This window comes from Haladaptatus salinisoli, assembly GCF_020614375.1.
Taxonomy (GTDB): Archaea; Halobacteriota; Halobacteria; order Halobacteriales; family Haladaptataceae; genus Haladaptatus; species Haladaptatus salinisoli.
Genome location: NZ_CP085327.1, coordinates 836,048 through 852,610 on the forward strand (window position 1 = coordinate 836,048; position 16,563 = coordinate 852,610).

Sequence of the window (16,563 nt, forward strand, 5' to 3'; positions counted from 1 at the left end):
GGGTCAGTCACCGAACGCTGTGCATCAGTCGGAGCAGTTCCGCTCGATAGGCGTCGCCGTCCCGGCCGAAGACGTCCCGTAACATCGCGTCGGCCGGCCGCGCGGCCGAGGTTAGAATCAACGACCCGCGGGGGCGCGAAACGTCGAAGTAGAGTATCGTCTTCACGCGTCCGTCCGGACGAACGTGCGGGAGTTCGGAGACGGACGGAAGCGAGTGCGCCACGTCGTACCCGATGTCGTAGTACGCCTCGTACTCGGCGGTCACCCGTCGCGGCGAGGTCTCGCGCTCCGCCGGGGAACGCTCCCGAAGCGCAGAGAAGCCGCGTCTCCGGGCCGTCCGCTCGAAGCGTCGCTTCGCCAGCCCCGCCACCAGCGACGGTTGCGCGAAGACCGACAGCGGTGAGTCGAACGTGACGCGGGTCGGCGCGAACGCGCCGACGATTCCGTCGAAGTTCCGGCGCAGTCGCTCGTCGAGCGCGTCCGTCAGTCGCGAATCCTTGTAGATGACCGTCGTCGAGTACGCGTCGCCGAACGTCCACCCCCGCGCTCGAATCGGGATGCGGTCGGTCAGCGTCGCTTCGACCTCCCACTCCTGAATCGCCGGGGACGTGACGGCCGGTGCGCGATACCGGCCCTGTTGCGCGCCGGCGACACCCGCGCCCGCCCCTATGGCCGCGATTCCACCCGCCCGTCGAAGGAACTCTCTTCTATCCACGGTGATGGAATCGTCGTCCGTTTCGATAGCCTTCACGGCCCGACGACTCGCCGGCGACTCCGTCCGCGGGGGAACCGTTTTGTCGCGAGCGGGGGAGCTACGACCGCGCCCGAAGTCAAACTCGCCCGCGCCCCCATCGAATCCGGACGGGAATCCCGACTCCGCGACTGGTTCGACGAACTGCGCGAACGGGAGTCGGAAGTCGTCGAAACGTTGCGACACGAAGGCGTCTACACCGAGACGGCGTTCGTCCGCTCGTCCGGGGAAACGACCGTACCTCTACGTGGAAGCCGAGAATCTCCGAAAGGCCGACCGAGCCGGCGACGAGGAGGAGTACGAGATAGGCGAGGAGCACCACGCGGTTCTCCGAGACGTTCGCGCCGGCGGCTGGGGAGAACTGGAGTCCCTCGCCCACTTCGTGAACCCGTCGCTGCGGCGAGCGTCATCGCCAAAACCGCGTCGCGGTGCCCGCAACCGGAGTTCGCGGCTAACGAAACGCGCCTGTCGTATCGCAACGCGAACCGTATTCGACGGTGAGCGTTACGTCTCCGCCTCTCCGGTGGCCGTCACGACCAACACCGGAACGTCGACCGAGTGAATGACGTGGTTCGTGACGCTCCCGAGGAGCTGTCCGCCGAGGTTCGCCTCGCCGCGGGAGGCCATGACGACGAGGTCGACGTCGTTGTCGGCGACGTACTCGCGGATACCGGCGTACGGGGTGTCGCGCACGACCGCGGTCCGAACGTCGACGCTCGCGTCCGCGTCTCGAACGTCGTCCGCGATTCGTTCCACCGCCTCGGCGCCCTCCGACTCCAATCGCTCGATGAACCCCTCCGAGACGCCGCCAGCGCTGAACAGTCCGCCCTCCGTCCGCACGTCGACGACGTTGAGGACGTGGAGGGTCGCGTCGTAGCGTCCCGCGACGTCCGCGCCGTACGGCGTCGCGCGTTCGGCGTTCGAACTCCCGTCCGTCGGAACGAGCACCCCCTCGTAGGTCGTCCCGGTGTCGTCCGCGACGTCGCCGCTCGGAACGGTCAACACGGGGACGTCGGTCGTGCGGAGCACGCGGTCGGCGATGCTCCCGAGGAGGTGGTCGCCGAGTCCCCGTCGCCCCTGTCGACCCATGACGAGGAGGTTCGCGCCGATTTCGGCCGCGAACGCGGCGATGACCTCGTGCGTCCTGCCCTCCCGCAGGTGCGTATCCACGGGAACGCCGACGGCGGCGGCCGTCGCTTCGGCGTCTTCGAGGAACTCGGTCGCGCGCTCCCTTCGGGAGGCTCGTTCCTCCTGCGATTCGAGCGACCGAAATCGCCCGTGGTCTATCACGTGAAGCACGTCCGCCGCCGCGTCGTACGATTCCGCGAGTTCGAGTCCGTACTTCGCGGCGCGGCGCGCCCCTTCGCTTCCGTCGACGGGAATGAGGATTCGGTCGAACATGGTGGTTACGTCGTCCCGAAGGTACGACGGATTCGAACATAAGTGGTGACCGGCGACCCGGAGCGCTCGACGCCCTCTCGGCGCCGGTCAACGCCCAAATCGGCGGCGGAAACGGCGGCGCTCCGGACGCCGGTCGCGTCGCCGGTGGGCGTTCCCGCTCGTTCCGGACTCCCGGCGCGGGCGACGCACGCCGACCGGGTCGCTCGTCGGAACGGACGCCCCGCAGTCCCGTTCCGCTCCCCGAACCGCGCCGGGAACGCGGGTAAAAACGGGCGGATATCCACGGCAAAAAAGGCACGTCCATCACGAAAGATAACGTACATCGTATGTCGCGATTCGAAACCACGTCGACGCGGCGGTCGTTCCTCCGAAAATCGGCGCTCGGGGGGTCGGCGCTCGGCGTCGCGGCCGTCGGGGCGGCGTCGGCGACCGAGACGCCGCCCGGTTCCGAACCGGTGTTGCTCGTCCACGGGTACGGGGACACAGGCGAGACGCCGTGGTGGGACGTCGTCAGGGGCTATCTGGTCGACGTCGGCTACTCGCCCGACGACGTCTACGTCCTCAGTCTGGGCGACGTTCCCGGGACGACCACCGATTCGCCCGCCGAGTACGCGGACGCGGTGGGCGAGCGCCTGAAGGCCATCAGCGAAGCGCACGGAAGTCGCGTGGATATCGTCGCCCACTCGATGGGCGGACTCGACTCGCGGTGGTGCGTCGAGAAACAGGGCGGTGCGCGGTACGTCGACGACCTCGTCACGCTCGGCACGCCGCACCAGGGAACCTACGCGGCATACCTCGGTCTCCTGACGGAGGGCGGCAGGGATATGCTTCCCGGGAGTACGTTCGTAGAACGATTGAACGACGGGACGCTCGCCGAGGGGGTGAACTACACCGCGCTCTGGAGCAGCGCCGACGAACTCATCGTTCCGAGCGAGTACGCGAGGCTCCCGTCCCCCGAGTTCTCGTCGGTCGACGCGGCGCGAAACATGAACACCGGCTATCAGGAGCACATCCAACTCGTGTACGACCGGGCGGTGTTCGACCGGTACTACCGCCTGCTCGACTGAGCGGAGCGAACGGACCGCCCCACGATTAACTGGGTGGCGGTGTAACGACTCGTATGGAACGAACGGTTCTGGTCACCGGCTGTTCGACCGGCATCGGTCGCGCGACGGCGCTGGCGTTCCGCGACGCCGGTTGGGAGGCGTACGCCACCGCGCGCGATGCGAGCGACGTCGCCGACCTCGACGACCGCGGGTGTCGCATCGTCGAACTCGACGTCACCGACGACGCGTCGGTCGGGGCCGCCGTGGAGCGCGCGTACGAGGAGCGGGGTCGCCTCGACTGCCTCGTGAACAACGCGGGGTACGGTCAGTTCGGCCCGGTCGAGGACGTGCCGATGGAGAAGGTCGTCGAACAGTTCGACGTCAACACGTTCGGACCGCTTCGATTCGTGCACGCCGCGCTGCCCCGGATGCGAGAGCGCGGCGACGGGACGATAATCAACGTCACGGCCGGCGTCGGGGGGCTCACCCTCCCGGGAATCGGAGTCTACACCGGCTCGAAGTTCGCGCTCGAATCGGTCACCGACGCGCTCCGCCAGGAGACGGCCCGGTCGGGCGTCGACGTGGTTATCGTCGAACCGGGTATCGTGGCGACGGACTTCTACGACCGCGCGCTCGACGAAATCGAGTCGATAGACCACGCGCCGGCCTACGCCGATTTGTACCGCGCGCTGGAGTCCATCGGCGTGGTCCAGCGCGGTGGACCGGGCGTCAACCGACCCGAGCGGGTGGCCGAGACCATCGTGAAGGCGGCGACCGCCGACCGACCGCGTCCGACGTACCGGGTCGGTCCGGTCGCGACCCTCGGAACCTACGCCGGCGGCGCGGTGCGGGGACGGATTCGCGACGCGGCGTCGCGGTTCGGTATCGGGGTCGTGTCGAACGAGTGGGTGCAGCGCCTCCTCCGGAAGCGAGGCGGGTCGCGGTGAGGCCGGGGCCGCGGTCGCCCGGTCGTACGTCGTCCCGTCAGTCTGTCACGACGGTCACGGTCCCGTTCGCCGTCCCCAGTCCCCAGGACGCGCTCACGCCGAGGCCGCCCGCATCGCCCCCGACGTAATCGACGGTGACGGGTTCCGTGACCGTCTCGCCGGCGGCGACGTCGACGGCGAACTTCCAGAATCCGTCGTAGATACGGTCGTGGGTGACGGCGCCGACGAGCGTTCCCTCGCTCGAACCGGCGTTCTCCGCGATGACCGCGACGTCGAATTCGCCGTCGCTCCGAACCGTCTCCGGAAACGAGACGTCGACGTTCCAGGCGGGAGGGTGTTCGATTCGCTTCCGGAGGGAGTCGGGGAGCGCGTAGCGGTACGCGGTGTCCGCGCCCGCGAACACGACGGCGACGTCCGCGCTCGACCCGGCCGGAACCGGAAGTCCAACTTGCGCGTCGGGGCGGTTCGGCGCGCGGACGAAGAACTCGTCGCCGGCGGGGTTCGTCTCGCAGCCGACTTCGACGCCGACGGGGAGTCGGCGGACGTCCTCGCCGTACTTCAAGACGCCGACGTCCAGCACGACGACGAGTTCCTCGCACCGGCCGACGATATCCCACGCGAGGGAGACTTGGTGGTGGAACGAGGATTGCAATGAGAGCGAACCGAGTTCGACGTCGTCTCGCTCCCCGGAGACGACGTCGCCCGCGCCGACGGGTTCGGCGTCGGCGGAATCGTTCGACGATTCCGCCGAGGATTCGGGGACGGTTCGGTTCGCGGCGGTCCGAGAATCGGTCGCGTTCGCGGGTGACCCGGTCGAGGCGCATCCCGCGAGGGCGAGGGCGGCGGTCGAACCGAGCGAAGCGAGGAGTGCGCGACGGTTCACGATTTGACATGTTCGACCAACCGGTAAATGCTTTCTGTGAACCGACCGCCGCGGAATCGCGAGAGTGGTAGATACCCGACGTGTCGGCGATCGCACCCGGCGGCAGCGGTATCACGTTGCCCGGCGATACCTCTATCGAGAGATGCCCGACGCATGGCTTCGGCCCCCGAAACTGCGCACCGCCGGTTCGGTTGACGACGACCGGCACGCCACCTGGTTAGAGCTGTTCTTCGATCTCGTCTTCGTCGCCGCAATCGCCGAACTCGCCCACGGGCTGCGCGACCAGCTCACTTGGATGGGAGTGCTCGAGTTCGTCGCGCTGTTCGTCCCAGTGTGGTGGGCGTGGGTGGGGTCGACGTTCTACGCCACGCGGTTCGATACGGACGACGCGGAGTACCGGCTCCTGACGGCGGTCGAGATGTTCGGCGTCATCGCGCTCGCGGTCAACGTCCACGGCGGTCTCGCCGAAACGTCGCGAGGGTTCGCGCTCGCGTACGTTCTCGTCCGGAGCGTGCTCATCTTCAAGTACGTTCGCGCACAGCGTCACATCCCGGAAGCTCGCGCGCTCACCGTTCGGATACGCACCGGGTACACCATCGCGGCGGGCGTCTGGCTCGTTTCGGCGTTCGTTCCGCCGCCGTACCGATTCCTGTTGTGGGGGCTGGGAATCGCGATCGATTTCGGGACGCCGATCACCGCCGGGAGGCTGCACGTCGAGATACCCGTGGACCCGACGCACATTCCCGAGCGGTTCGGCCTGTTCACCATCATCGTCCTCGGCGAGACCATCGTGAGCGTCGTGACCGGCATCTCGACGCAGGAGTGGACCGTCACGTCGGGGCTGATCGCGGTCTTCAGCACGGCGATCGCGTTCAGCCTCTGGTGGATATACTTCGATAACCACGACGAGGCGGCCATTCGAGCGGCCCGCGAAGGGAAGCGGATTCGGGCGTACTGGGAGTGGATCTACGTCCACCTCCCCTTGGTGATCGGCATCGCGGCGGCGGGCGTCGGCGTGTTCCGCGTGTTCACCGGCGACCTCGCGGCTCCGCTTCCGATGGCCGAGCGCTGGCTCCTCGCCGGGTCGCTCGCGGTCTGCCTCTCCTCGCTCGGGTTCCTCCACCGGACGACCGTCTCGTGCGCCGGTCGACGGCCGACCGGCGGCGTGCAGTCGCTCTATCGGTTCGGAACGGCGGGCGTCGTCCTCGCCATCGGTGTCGCGGGCGGTCGAATTCCCCCGCTCGGGTTCGTCGCGCTGTTGGCGTTCGTCTGCGTCGCGCAAATCGGGCTCGACCTCAGAGTCCGCGAACCGCCGACGGCCGCGGCCGTTTCGGACTGATCCGGAGGTTCGACGTCCTTCGAACCGTCACGCCGGCGGGAGTCCCGCGCCAAACAGGAGGGGAAACTTCGACGGACACCGGTTCGAGGGGCCGAAACGGTCTTTATCGGACTCGGCGATTGAAGTGCTTACGATGAGTGAGACGAACGAAGACGAAGCGACCGGAAAACTCGTGGTCGGAACGTTCCTGACGCTCGACGGCGTGATGCAGGCACCGGGCGGCCCCGAGGAGGATCGCGACGGCGGCTTCGAACACGGTGGGTGGTCGGTCGACTACTGGGACGAGCGGATGGGCGAGGTCATGGACGATCAGTTCGCCGAGGGCGACGCGCTGCTGCTCGGCAGGAAGACGTACGAAATCTTCGCCGCGCACTGGCCCAACGTCGACGACGACCCCACGGCGGCGAAACTGAACAGCATGCCCAAGTACGTCGCCTCCGGGACCCTCGACGCGGTGGAGTGGAACAATTCGACGCTCCTCTCGGGCGACGTCGCGGAGGCCGTCGAGGATCTCAAGCGGGAGCGCGGGGACGTGATCACGGTGCAGGGGAGCGGCGATCTGATCCAGACGCTGCTGGCGCACGACCTCGTCGACGAGTTCTGGCTCTGGGTCTTCCCCCTCGTTCTGGGGGACGGGAAGCGGTTGTTCGAGGACGGCACGATTCCGGCGGCCCTCGAACTGACGAGCGCCGAGACGTCGAGCACGGGGGTTCAAATGCTCCGATACGAGCGAGCGGGGGAGGTCGAGTACGGCTCGTTCGCGTTGGACGACGCGGCGGAGTAGCGGCGCGAACGCGCCGGTGCTCTTCCGGAATCGACATCGTCGCGTACGACCACCTCGTCGAAGGGGAGTACCGCTTTCGAGGACGAACTCCCGCCGCTACCTCCGGTGTTCGATAGGGAGTCCGATCCCGGGGTCGGGTCGGCCGTCGATTCGACCCGGTTCCCTCACCGACGGTCGTCGGTCGCGTCGCCGGCCGTCTCGACGCCTCGAATCTCGAACCGGGCACCGCCGCTCGCCGAGTCGGTCACGGTTATCTCCCACTCGTGCGCCTCGACTATCTCCCGGACGATGGCGAGTCCGAGTCCCGTTCCGTGGCTCGGGGAGTAGCCGTACTCGAACACTTCGCTCCGTTTCTCGGGGGGAATGCCGCTTCCGTCGTCCTCCACGTAGAGACCGTCGACGGGTCCGTCGGGCGACGTTCCGGTCGCCCCGTCTCCGTCGTCCGTCAGGAGTCCGACGCGGACCTCGACGTCGTCCCGTCCGTGTTCGACGGCGTTCCGAAACAGATTCTCGAACGCCGTCTGGAGTCGGTTCTCGTCGGCCAGAATCGTCCGACTCGTCTCGTCGACGCGGAGGGTCGCTTCCGCCGTGTCCACGTACCGCCACGCGTTTTCGGCGACGTTCGAGAGGGACACCGGATTCGACTCCGTGACGGTCTGTCCCTCCCGCGCCATCGTCAACAGGTTCCGGATGATGGTCTCCATCCTGTCGAGCGCCCGCTGCACCTCGTCGAAATCGTCCGAGTCGCCCTCGTCTCGCGCCATCGTCAGATAGCCCTGCGCGATTCCCAGCGGATTTCGAAGGTCGTGGGAGACGACGCTCGCGAACCGGTCCAGTTTTCGCTCGCGCTCCTTGCGCTCGGTGATGTCCCGAACGACGCCGACGCGCTCGCCGGACGGCAGGAGCGCGAACGTCGCCTCGGCTCGAATCGCCTCGCCGTCGTTGGGGAGGATGTCCATCTCGACCTTGCCGGTGTCCCGCTCCCCTCTCCGAAGGCCGCGTTCGAGTCGATTGATCCGTTCTCGTATCTCGCCCCCGACGACGAGCGAAACGTGCGACCCCACGAGTTCCTCCGGCGAGTAGCCCGTCATCCTCGCGTACGTCTCGTTGACCATCGTGTAATAGCCGTCCTCGTCCACGGTGTACACGCCGTCGTTTACGGTTTCGATGATGGTCTCGTACTGTTCGAGTTCGCGTTCTCGCTCCACCCGTTCGGAGATGTCCTGCGCGAAGCTCAACCCGGCGAATATCTCACCGTCGGCGTCCCGCACGGGCGCCGTCCAGATTTCGAAGGTACGACCGATGAACTCGACTTCGATCGAGTTCGTCTCGCCGTCGAGCGCGTTCCGGAAGAGGGGTTCTAGCGCGTCGGACGTTTCGGCGGGGAACACCTCCGCGACGGTGTGCCCCTCGAGATCACCGGCGGTTCTTTCGAGGTCGTCGAAGATGGCCCCTTCCACGAGGGAGAACCGGAGGTCGTCGTCGTAGAGGCCGACCGCACCGTCCGGAAAGTGCTCGGCGAGCACGCGGTACCGTTGTTCCGACTTTTCGAGCGCCCGCCGCTGTTCGACCCGTTCGGTGACGTCCTGGGACATCCCCATCCCCGCGAACACCTCGCCGTCCGCGTCACGAACCGGTATCGCTTGCACTCGAAGGATGCGGTCGCCGTAGTCGACCTCGAAACTGCTCTCCTCGCCGTCGAGCGCGGCGCGGTAGTGGCACTCGAACGTCGCGCGGACCTCCGACGGGTGCGCGTCGCCGACTCTGCTCCCGACCATCTCCTCGCCCTCGATGCCGAGTTGATTCGAGAGCGTCCCTTCGACGAGCGTGTACCGGAGGTCGTGGTCGAACAGCACCACGGAGCCGTTGGGGAAGTGTTCGGCGAGCGTGCGGTAGCGTCGTTCGGATTCCGCGAGGGCCCGTTCGTATTTGACGCGTTCGCTGACGTCGCGGAAGTAGACCGACAGTCCCGTCTCGGAGGGGTACGCGTTGAACTCGACCCAGGTGTCGAGCGCCTGGTAGTATATTTCGAAACTGGTCGACTCCTGCGTCTCCATCGCTTCGTGGAAGTTCTCCCAGAGCGCGGTGTCGGCGGTGTCGGGGAACACGTCCCAGATACTCTTCCCCAGCACCTCCGCCTCGGACAACTGCATGAGTTCCTCGGCCTGATCGTTGACGTGCGTGAATCGCCACTCCTCGTCCAGCGCGTAGAACGCGTCCGACACTCGCCCGAGAATCTCGCTCAGCTCGGTTTCGAGCTGCTGCTCGCGCTCTTTCAGGTACGTGACGTCCTCGCTGGCGGTGACGACTCGCTCGAGATTCCCGTCCGAGTCGTAAACAGGGGCGGCGTTCACGGAGAACCACCTGCGCTCGCCGTTCGGCTTCTCGACGGCGATCTCCTCGTCGAACACCGGCTCCCCGCTCGCCAGAGCGCGAGCGGTCGGCGAGTTTTCGGGAGTGACGGGTTCGCCGTCGCCGTCGTAGAAGTCCCACCCGTCCGGGTCCTCCGGTCCCTCCTTGATCTCCTCCTCGGAGAGTCCGAAGAATCGCTGCGCGCGCTGATTCGCGTGCAGTATCGTCCCGTCCTCCGCCCGCACCGACAGCGAGACAGGTGCCGTGTTCAGTATCTCTTTGATCAGGTCGCGTTCCTGTTGCAGCTGCTGCTCGTACTCCCGTCGCTCGGTCATATCGCGGGTGACTTTGGTGAATCCCGTGAGCGTCCCGTCGTCGTCGCGGACGGCGGTTATCGTGACGTTGGCCCAGAATCGCGAACCGTCCTCGCAGAGTCGCCACCCCTCGTCTTCGGTTTGACCGTGTTCGCGCGCCTGTTCGAGATTTCGTTGGGGGATGCCGCGCTCGGTATCCTCCTCGGTGTAGAACTTCGAGAAGTGCTTCCCGACGATTTCTTCGGCGTCGTAGCCCTTTATCTGCCTCGCGCCCTCGTTCCACGTGACGACGTATCCGTCCGGGTCGAGGAGGAAGATGGCGTACTCCTCGACGGTTCCGACTAGCGAGCGGAACTGAGCGTGGTTGGACGACTCTGGGTCGCTCGATACCCACCATACGCGAGTCCCACCGCCGACCGTCTTGGTCTTCACGTCGCCTCGCTCGACGAGTTCGTCGAGCGTCTTGGAGGCGACGAGCGGAGGGCAGTTTAGTTCCGTCGCGAGTTCGCTCGCCGTAATCGGTTCGTCCGGTGCCCCGAGGTTCTCGAGGGACGCGAACGCTTCCGCGAGCGTAATCCGCTTGGAACTCATTAGGCTTTCTTCTCGGATGGATTATCATAGGTCTTTCTCCTTTTTCTCGTCGTCCTTGGATAGCCGCGAGCGCCGCGTTCCCGAACCGGTCGGCGAACCGTCATTGGGAGACAATCACAATCAATTAAAGGCCCTTATTCCCCACCCAAGCGTAGATACGCATTAATGAATATTAACATTATAAATCATAATGTTTATATCCCGAACGCTGGTCAAGCCCGATGTGGTGAAATAAATGCCAGTATCCGTAGACCACCCCCGACGCCGCGGTAGAATAGCCCCTCAGCTACCACAACAGACGACCCGACTGATATGACAAAGCCGACTCGATACGACCGCACCGAAGTCGAAGGACCGACCGTTCCGAACGTCTCGCGAACGGGCGGACGACCGCGCTCGACCGAGGAGGTCGACGCGCTCAAGCGAGAGCTCGTGACGATCCAGACTCGACTCGAACGAATCGAAGCCACGCTACAGACTACGACCGCTGACGACCGATGATTCCGGACAAAAACGTTACCACGACGAACCTCGAGAACCGCGCCGCACAAGAGTTCCGCGACATGCTGAACAGCCAGGATTACGTGTTCGCGCCCGGGCTCTACCACGCGCTCGACGCCCGACTCGCCGAGATGGCCGACCTCGACGCCGCGTACATGAGCGGCTACTCGACGGTGCTGGGACAGTTCGGCTTCCCGGACTTGGAGATGGTGACGATGACCGAGATGGTCGAGAACGCGAAGCGCATCGTCGAGGCGACCAACCTTCCGGTTATCGCCGACTGCGACACCGGCTACGGCGGCGTCCACAACGTCCGCCGCGCCGTCCGCGAGTACGAGAAGGCGGGAGTCGCCGCCATCCACATCGAAGACCAGACGACGCCGAAGCGGTGCGGCCACATCGCGGGCAAGCAAATCATCCCGCGCGAGAAAGCTCGCTCCCGGTTCGAGGCCGCGGTGGACGCGAAGCAGTCGGACGACACGGTCATCATCGCCCGAACCGACGCGTACGGATCGGCGAACGGCGACTGGGAGGAGCACCTCGAACGCGGTCGCATCTACGCGGACGCGGGCGTCGACATCGTCTGGCCCGAGATGCCCGACCCGAGCCGGGAGGACGCGGTCGAGTACGCCGAAACCATCCACGAGACCCACCCCGACCTCAAGCTGGCGTTCAACTACTCGTCGTCGTTCGCGTGGTCGGAGGAAGAGGACCCGCTCACGTTCCAGGAGTTGGGCGACCTCGGCTACAAGTACATCTTCATCACCCTGTTCGCGCTCCACTCGGGCGCGCACAGCGTCTACGAGGACTTCAAGAAGCTGTCGGAGTCGGACGAGCAGGCGCAGTTCGACCTCGAAGGGCGGTATCTCGACCACCCGACCGAGTCGCACCACGAACTCTCGTTCGTGAGTCGGTATCAGGACATCGAGACCCAGTTCGACCCGGAGGCCCGCGAGCGCATCGAGGGCTCCGAAGGCTACAGCGAAGACCAGACCGACCCCATCAAGTCCGAGACCGATGACTGAGACGGAGGGCGTCAAACTGCGGCGGAGTCAGCTGGCGACGCCCGGAAGCGACCCCGAGATGATATCGAAAGCGCCGTCCTCGGGCGCCGACGAGGCGTTCCTCGACCTCGAAGACTCGGTGGCACCGAACGAGAAGGTTGACGCCCGCGAGAACGTCATCGAGGGCCTCGTCGAGGGGGACTGGAGCGAGACGCTCCCCTGTTTCCGGATGAACGGGGTCGAGACGGAGTGGTGGTACGACGACGTCATCGAAGTCGTCGGTCGGGCCGGCGAGTACGTCGACACCATCATGGTGCCGATGGTGCACGGTCCGAGCACCGTCCACACCGTCGAGAACCTGCTCGCCCAGGTCGAGGTCAACAACGACCTCCCGGTCGGCGAAATCGGCTTGCAGACCCAGATAGAGAGCGCCGAGGGGATGAACAACGTCGTCGAGATAGCCAAGGCGAGCGACCGCATCGAGTCGCTGGTGTTCGGTCCGGGGGACTACACGGCCAGCGTCGGTGCGGCGGGTCTCACCATCGGAAGCGGCGACGGCTACCCCGGTCACTACTGGCATTACCAACTCGCTCGCATCGCGCACGCCGCGAAGGCGGAAGGCTTGCAGGTGATGGACGGTCCGTTCGCGGAGATAGAGGACACCGAGGGCTTCCGCGACTCCTGCCGCCACGCCAGCATGGTCGGCTGTGACGGCAAGTGGGCGATCCACCCCAGCCAGATCGAACCGGCGAACGAGGTGTTCGCCCCGAGCGAGACGGAGGCTGAGAAGGCGCGGCGCATCGTCGAAGAGTACGAGCGAGCGACCGCGGAGGGTCGCGGTGCGGTGTCCGTCGACGGCGAGATGGTGGACGAAGCCACGAACAAGATGGCGCAGAACATCGTCGCGCGGGCCGAACAGGCGAACCTGTACTGACCCCGACGAGTCACCCTTCGTCGCGTTCTTTTTTCACCGCCTTCCGTTTCGTCGCTCGTCTCCGGTGGCGTCGTCCCCCGACCTGTACGGTATTATTAAAATAAAACGTATTTGGTAGTAACCGGATTGTTTCATAGTAAAAAATCTGATTCAACATCGTTGCCCACTTATATCCCCGGTTTTAGCCGCGATAATCCTTAATATATTAAATAGTGATAAACCGGGTATGGCAATCGATACCAGGAAGTTCGCGATAACGATGGTCGCAGCGCTCGTGCTCCAGACAGGCGTCGTCGGCGCAATCATGACCGGCGGTGCCGCCGTCGCGGTTCCGACGGCGGGCGTCGGCGGCTTCACGGTGACGTTCGACAAGTTAGAGGGGCAAGGATTCACACAGTACGCGTCCATCGAGAACTCGAGCGAGTGTCCGGCCTACCCGTCGGCGGTCGCGAAGATAGATAAGGGAACCATACACAACATGAAACTCTACAAGGACATCAAGATTCCCGAGGAGATGCCCGGCGGCGGGAACACGGTGAGAGTTCTCATCGCGGCGAACAAACCGGTGAAGTTCACCGGGCTGACACAGAAGTTCACCTATCTGGAAGGGAACCTCCAGATGAAGAACCAGCAGATAACCTCCGACCCGGCGAGCATGAAGAGCGCCATCTCGCTCTCGGCTCCTTCCATCGTCATCAAGGACGGGAAGATTCACGCCCAGAGCCAGTTCCTGCGGAGCATCACGCTGAAGGGAACGCACGTGCAGACCAAGGTGAACCCCGAGAGCGACACCAAGTTCCCGGCGAATCAATGTGCGGCCTGATGAACGATAGCTGAGAAAACCAACCGAGAGGAATCCAACGATGTCCACAACGTACGGGTCACAGCTCGGGTCGTACCGCTCGCGGTTCGCGTCGTGGCGACACGACCGTCCCTTCTGGGGAGGCGTGTTCGTCCTCCTCGGCGGACTCATCATCGGCATCATCCCCGCCGAACTGGCGCTCACCTTCGCGCTCGTCCCGAGCATGTTCATGTTCGCCGGACTGGTGTTCGCCATCTTCGTCATCCTCTGCGGGATCTTCGCGCTGCTGCGCCCGGACTTCGCGGAGTTCTTCGGGGCCGCCGCCATCCTGCTTTCCATCGCCTCCATCGTCGGGGCGCTCGGCGGTTTCGGAATCGGGATGATGTTCGGCGTGCTCGGCGGCGCGATGTGCGTCGCGTGGGAAGACCCCCGGGAAACGGAATCCCGAGAGACCGACTCGACTTCCGACGAGCAGGCGACGGTGACGTGAGGCTCGGCGCTCGCCGACTCGACCCGCTTTTCGTTCGAAGCACGACTCGCAAGCGCCGCCGACCCGCGAACCGTCCCGCTTCCGAACGGCAGTATCGATAAGAGAGGTTTCAGCGGTCTCAGGGCGTCTCCCGCCCGAGATTAGGAGACGTATAATAATGTACGTCTCCAAAGTTGTAGGAACACTGACGATGAGATATCTCACCCTCAGGCTGATGCTGGACGGCGACGGAATCCATCCAGTCGGCGATCTCATCGCGGGACACCCCGCCATCCAGCGGGAGGAACTCATCCACGTCAACGCCCTCTACAGCGGGGACGGTGTGCTCTTCTACCGACTTCGAGGCGACGTTGACGCGCTCGCCGAGGAACTGGACGCCCACGACTCGGTGCTCGCGTACGACATCCTCGACAGACAGAAATCGCAGTTCCACATCTACATCTACGTCGAGTCCGGCGAACCGGCCGGGACGCTCATGCACATCGTCGAGAAGTACGCCCTGATAATCGACACGCCGCTCACGTACACCGACTCCGGCGACATCTTGGTGACGGTCGTCGGCAAGGAGGAGATGATCCAGCGGGCGTTCCGAGCGTTGCCACAGTGGATAGACATCGAAGTCGAACAGACCGGCGATTACGCGCCCGACTCCGGCTACCTGCTCTCGCAGTTGACCGACCGACAGCACGAAGTTCTCGAAACGGCGGTCAAACTCGGCTACTATCAGATTCCGCGGCAGGTCACGCACGCGGACATCGCGGAACGACTCGAGTGCGCCCCCAGCACCGTCGACGAACACCTCCGAAAGTGCGAGCAACACCTCTTTTCGACGCTCATCGGATAGTTTATCCGCGGCGCGACGTGCGACAACGCTCGTCGGCATATAAATGACCGGAAATGCACAAGGGAATTAATTTACTGCTGAAGGTGCATGCTAGCAGTAGTCATAATTGACAGTGAAAATTCATGGGGCACTCGATCACCATCGCCGTGGTACTTTGTGTCGCGTTCGCCTCGGTCGTTCCCGCGTCGGCGACGTTTGGCTCCGACGGGGTTCCGTCGGCCGCGGACCAAACCCTCACGGGCGAGCTACGGTGTTACCAGGACGTGACGTACCGAAACGTCCGGTTTCCCGCCCACGGGCAGAGCGCGCGCGATCTGCAAGTCGAAGGGGCCGTCTCGGGATACCTCGATTCCAACGGGAGTTCGGGCGACGCACCGATAACGATTCGAATCGCTCGGTTCCACGCGGAGAAGGTGTGTCTGGAGGCGAACAGTTCTGACGGCACGCCGGGAGTCCACCTCACGTTCAAGCGGGCGGAGTTGGAGAACGCGACCGTTCGCGGACCGAACCTCCTGTTCGAGCGGGCGACGGCGGACTCGATCAGCTTCGACGTTCCAGAGGACGTCGGTCGCCGACTCCTCTCCCGGTTCATCGGGAACGGAAGTCAGAACGGAACCGACGGACTCCCCGGTACGGGCGGCAACGCGACCGACCCGACCGAACGAGTTCCGGGCGACGTCGATAACGGGACCGGGACGCCGATTCCGAACTCGACCGACGACATCGAGAACCGAACGAGCGTTCCCGGGGATGGCGTCGAGAACACCACCGACGGCGTCACGGACGGCGTCGATAATACGACCGACGACGTGCGGGACGGCGTCAACGATGGCGTCAACGACACCACGGACGAGGTCGAAAACACCACCGGCGGCGTTACGGACGGGGTGGAAGACGGCATCAACGACACGACTGACGGGGCGAAAGACGGCGTCGAGAACACCACCGGCGGCGTCACGGACGGGGTGAAGGACACCACGGACGGCGTCCAAGACGGCGTCGAGAACACCACCGACGGCGTCGACGACACGACCGACGGAGTCAAAGACGGCGTTCAGAACACGACCGACGGGGCGAAAGAGGGCGTCGAGAACACCACCGACGGCGTCACGGACGGGGTCAAGAGAACGGCGAGCGGGCTACGTGACGGTGTCCAAAACACTTCCGATGGCGTCCAGGACGGCGTTCAGAACACCACGGACGGTGTCGCCGACGGCGTCCAGAACACGACCGACGGAGTGAAAAACGGCGTCGGGAACACCACCGACGGCGTTACGCAGACGGCCGGCAGCGTGAAAGACGGCGTGAAGGATACGGCGGGGAGCGTCACGGACGGCCTCGGCGACGCGACCGCCACCGAGACGACGACTCCCGACACCACGACCTCCTCGGACGAGACCACCGGCGCGACGACCGCCGGGACGACGACCGACGACGACGGCATAGACCTACTCGATACGACGACGTCCAACGCGACGGAGACGACGGGAACGAACACCACGACCGGAGAGACGGACGGGACGACCACGACCGACGACGGACTGCTGTCGACGGGCTTCGTCGGCGTCAGGGGCGCGTGA

General features: G+C 65.0%; 17 protein-coding genes. 12 read left to right on the top strand and 5 right to left on the bottom strand.

Translation table 11 applies throughout. The features are described 5' to 3' along the window. Positions 1–7: 7 nt before the first annotated feature. Positions 8–937 carry a hypothetical protein gene (locus LIX00_RS04695; RefSeq protein ID WP_227355724.1) on the bottom strand — a complete coding sequence of 310 codons (930 nt, stop codon included), beginning with the start codon at positions 935–937 and terminating at the stop codon, positions 8–10. On the opposite strand from LIX00_RS04695, the gene LIX00_RS26095 reads away from it, so the two are divergent. Next, positions 851–1,252: a DUF6176 family protein gene (locus tag LIX00_RS26095; protein WP_227355662.1), complete on the top strand. Its 402-nt coding sequence runs from the start codon at positions 851–853 to the stop codon at positions 1,250–1,252. The two genes, LIX00_RS04695 and LIX00_RS26095, sit on opposite strands and share 87 nt — an antisense overlap. Before the next feature lie 3 nt (positions 1,253–1,255). Here the strand turns inward: LIX00_RS26095 and LIX00_RS04705 are convergent, their stop codons facing one another. Next, positions 1,256–2,152 carry a universal stress protein gene (locus tag LIX00_RS04705; RefSeq protein WP_227355038.1) on the bottom strand — a complete coding sequence of 299 codons (897 nt, stop codon included), beginning with the start codon at positions 2,150–2,152 and terminating at the stop codon, positions 1,256–1,258. A 5-nt stretch (positions 2,153–2,157) separates the two neighbouring features. Continuing rightward, on the bottom strand, positions 2,158–2,436 hold the full coding sequence (locus LIX00_RS04710; protein ID WP_227355040.1) for a hypothetical protein: 279 nt from the start codon (positions 2,434–2,436) through the stop codon (positions 2,158–2,160). Positions 2,437–2,478: 42 nt separating this feature from the next. Here LIX00_RS04710 and LIX00_RS04715 point away from each other — a divergent pair, with 42 nt between their 5' ends. Further along, positions 2,479–3,219, top strand: a complete 741-nt coding sequence (locus tag LIX00_RS04715) for a lipase family alpha/beta hydrolase (protein WP_227355042.1) — start codon at positions 2,479–2,481, stop codon at positions 3,217–3,219. Positions 3,220–3,272: 53 nt separating this feature from the next. Continuing rightward, a complete protein-coding gene (locus LIX00_RS04720) occupies positions 3,273–4,145 on the top strand; it encodes an SDR family oxidoreductase (protein ID WP_227355043.1) in 873 nt (290 codons plus the stop codon). A gap of 37 nt (positions 4,146–4,182) precedes the next feature. Here the strand turns inward: LIX00_RS04720 and LIX00_RS04725 are convergent, their stop codons facing one another. After that, positions 4,183–5,028, bottom strand: a complete 846-nt coding sequence (locus tag LIX00_RS04725) for a hypothetical protein (protein WP_227355044.1) — start codon at positions 5,026–5,028, stop codon at positions 4,183–4,185. Between the two features lie 142 nt (positions 5,029–5,170). Between LIX00_RS04725 and LIX00_RS04730 the strand changes: the two genes are divergently transcribed. After that, entirely contained in the window at positions 5,171–6,367 is a 1,197-nt protein-coding gene (locus LIX00_RS04730) for a low temperature requirement protein A (protein WP_227355045.1), read from the top strand. A gap of 133 nt (positions 6,368–6,500) precedes the next feature. Further along, a complete protein-coding gene (locus tag LIX00_RS04735) occupies positions 6,501–7,151 on the top strand; it encodes a dihydrofolate reductase family protein (RefSeq protein ID WP_227355046.1) in 651 nt (216 codons plus the stop codon). Between the two features lie 164 nt (positions 7,152–7,315). On the opposite strand, the gene LIX00_RS04740 is transcribed toward LIX00_RS04735, so the two are convergent. Further along, positions 7,316–10,408: a PAS domain S-box protein gene (locus tag LIX00_RS04740; protein ID WP_227355047.1), complete on the bottom strand. Its 3,093-nt coding sequence runs from the start codon at positions 10,406–10,408 to the stop codon at positions 7,316–7,318. A gap of 312 nt (positions 10,409–10,720) precedes the next feature. Between LIX00_RS04740 and LIX00_RS04745 the strand changes: the two genes are divergently transcribed. The 7 genes from LIX00_RS04745 (at position 10,721) to LIX00_RS04775 (ending at position 16,563) form a co-directional block, all read left to right on the top strand. After that, positions 10,721–10,909 (top strand): hypothetical protein, encoded by a 189-nt coding sequence (locus LIX00_RS04745; protein WP_227355048.1) that lies wholly within the window; start codon positions 10,721–10,723, stop codon positions 10,907–10,909. After that, positions 10,906–11,934, top strand: coding sequence for an isocitrate lyase (gene aceA / locus LIX00_RS04750; RefSeq protein WP_227355049.1), 1,029 nt, complete (start codon positions 10,906–10,908; stop codon positions 11,932–11,934). The genes LIX00_RS04745 and aceA overlap by 4 nt, the downstream gene beginning before the upstream one ends. Next, on the top strand, positions 11,927–12,847 hold the full coding sequence (locus LIX00_RS04755) for an HpcH/HpaI aldolase/citrate lyase family protein (RefSeq protein WP_227355053.1): 921 nt from the start codon (positions 11,927–11,929) through the stop codon (positions 12,845–12,847). Before aceA ends, LIX00_RS04755 begins: the two co-directional genes overlap by 8 nt. A 226-nt stretch (positions 12,848–13,073) precedes the next feature. Continuing rightward, positions 13,074–13,670 carry a DUF6230 family protein gene (locus tag LIX00_RS04760; RefSeq protein WP_227355054.1) on the top strand — a complete coding sequence of 199 codons (597 nt, stop codon included), beginning with the start codon at positions 13,074–13,076 and terminating at the stop codon, positions 13,668–13,670. A 40-nt stretch (positions 13,671–13,710) separates the two neighbouring features. After that, positions 13,711–14,139, top strand: coding sequence for a DUF6114 domain-containing protein (locus tag LIX00_RS04765; protein ID WP_227355055.1), 429 nt, complete (start codon positions 13,711–13,713; stop codon positions 14,137–14,139). Between the two features lie 190 nt (positions 14,140–14,329). Beyond that, positions 14,330–14,983 carry a helix-turn-helix domain-containing protein gene (locus LIX00_RS04770; protein ID WP_227355057.1) on the top strand — a complete coding sequence of 218 codons (654 nt, stop codon included), beginning with the start codon at positions 14,330–14,332 and terminating at the stop codon, positions 14,981–14,983. A 122-nt stretch (positions 14,984–15,105) separates the two neighbouring features. After that, positions 15,106–16,563: a hypothetical protein gene (locus LIX00_RS04775; protein WP_227355058.1), complete on the top strand. Its 1,458-nt coding sequence runs from the start codon at positions 15,106–15,108 to the stop codon at positions 16,561–16,563.